General features: G+C 59.3%; 1 protein-coding gene and 1 pseudogene. Both read right to left on the bottom strand.

Annotated features, from left to right (window positions below):
* Positions 1 to 220: 220 nt before the first annotated feature.
* Positions 221 to 1738, bottom strand: a complete 1518-nt coding sequence (locus tag FNJ47_RS45735) for an AMP-binding protein (RefSeq protein WP_163163317.1) — start codon at positions 1736 to 1738, stop codon at positions 221 to 223.
* Positions 1739 to 1922: 184 nt separating this feature from the next.
* Positions 1923 to 2189 (bottom strand): annotated as a pseudogene (locus FNJ47_RS45730) (IS5/IS1182 family transposase); the annotation flags it as partial.

The raw sequence follows: 2189 nt of genomic DNA, 5'->3' as shown, positions 1-2189 counted from the left end.
CAACGGGCGATCGGCTGCGCAACCCCGACCAGCTCCGCCGATCGCCCGTTGCTCCACCCGCGCCACTCGGCGTACAAAACCCCGAGACTCTAACTGCTGTTGGATGAATGTTCGGTGGCAGGTCATGAGCAACCGGTGAACGTTCGGGAATCCTAGAGAATTCTAGGACCCGGCCTGCATTCCGGCGCCCCCATACCCGAGAAGCGCACTTGACTGAAATTCACTCGCGACTGACCGGCGGCCCCCGGACTGTCACGCCGCTTTCGGCGTCAAAGGCAATCAGTACGGGCGCATTACTGAGTTGCGCCTTCTGCACTCGCTCAGTAGCGGTCTTCGGGAGGGCAGTTACCTCACGATAATACCGCGGAACCATGAAATCGGGAAGATTTGCTCGGCACCAGTCGGCCAGTTTGCGGGAGTCGATCGCGCTTTCAGAACGGCGAACATAGTAAAGGGCGACATCCTGTTCCGTTAGATCTGACGCCTCTCCAACCGCCGCCACCTCCAGAATATCCGGATACTGTCCCACAACACGTTCGATTTCCTGCGCCGAAATATTTTCCCCGCGCCGACGAATACTATCGGTTACCCGCCCAACAAAATAGAGCCATCCATCATCGTCTACCCGCAACAGATCGCGAGTATTGTACCATCCATCATTGAAAACCGATGCAGTCGTCTCCGGATCCTTGTAGTAGCCTTCCATGATGAGATGTGGCTCGCGCGGCTTCACATGGAGGAGCCCGATATTCGAGCCCTTCTCCACCGGCTCTAGCCGGATCTCAGCTCTGTCACAGAAAGGCCCGACCGAGCCAAGGCGGCCCGAAGCCGCCGGGTTGGCGGCCCAGCAAGCCGCCATCTCGGTTTGTCCATAACCTTCGAGCAGGGGCACACTGAATCTCGTTTGGAACGCTTGCCAGATCTCCTGTGTGGCCGCTCCACCCATTCCGTAACGTAGGTTATGCTCCCGATCCCTCGGACTAGGCACCGCTTTGAGCAGAATAGCGAGCGTCGCTCCCAGGTACGTAAACATTGAGGCTCGCGTCTCTCGGATTCGGTCCCAAAAGGACGAGGCCGAAAATCGCGGATCAATGTAGGCGGTCGCTCCATTCAGGAGGCACGCCATGCCGACGCCCATGCTTGTAACGTGAAAGAGCGGAAACGCAGTATGGCCAACCTCTCCGGGCGAGAGCGGGACAAAGGTGCGCGAGTAGAACCAGGCGTGTCGCGCTTGCGTTACGGGGTGCCAGGCTACGCCCTTTGGCCGCCCCGTCGTTCCCGACGTATAGAGGATTAAGCCGAGGTCGCCGGTCCGCGCCATCGGGCGCTCAGGGCTGCCGTGGACCATGACCATCCAATCCGTCGCTGACAGCAAACGCGCATTCGGGCAAAGTTCACGAACAACCGTCACCAGATCGTCTGCCACGATCAGCAGCGCCGGCTCACAATGGCTCACCGTGTACTTGAGAATGTCTCCGCGCAGGTGCGTATTAATCGGAATGAAGGTCACTCCGGCCCAAGCGGAGCCAAACCATGCGGCGAGCATGGCCTGTTGATTGTGAAGTATGAGGCCGAGCCGATCGCCGGGATGAACGCCCAATTCAGCGAGAGCGCCAGCCGCACGCGACGCGAGCCCAGGAATATCTGCGGCACTTAACGTGCCATCGGAAGTTACAACCGCCCCGCCGTCAGGAAGCCGCGTAAGAAGCTCAGCAAACGAAAACTCGGGAACTTGCATCGTGGATTGCGACCTCTACTTGCGGTGGTGAGATGCCTAACAAATTAAACTAGAGAACCATCCTGAATAATAACTGCAAAGACCAATCAGACATCGCAGGAATTCGGTAAATTCTAGGGAGTACTGTGGTTGGATTCCGACGACGTTCTCTAGTCGTTCGTGAAGAACCGGCGCGCCGCCGGGCTCAGGCGATATTTGGCGCCGGGATGGTCTCGAGGAAGGCTCGGATGATGGCACGCAAGAGCTCTGCGAGCCATCGCAGGAGCAGGCCGAAGTTGTAGCCGGCGGCGGCGAGGACAGCGTTGATACAGTCGCCGGGACGCCCGCCGGGACGCCCTTTGAGATAGTTGCGGTCCATGCGGTGCTCGGCCTTGATGTGACCGATGACGGGCTCGACAGCCGCGCGACGCCTCATCTCGCGGCGGATGGGAGCTGAGACGCGGCGGACCTG

It is taken from the genome of Bradyrhizobium uaiense, from assembly GCF_010811875.1.
Lineage (GTDB): Bacteria > Pseudomonadota > Alphaproteobacteria > Rhizobiales > Xanthobacteraceae > Bradyrhizobium > Bradyrhizobium uaiense.
Note: the sequence above shows the minus strand (reverse complement) of the source record. Positions and strands in the feature narration are given on the sequence as shown.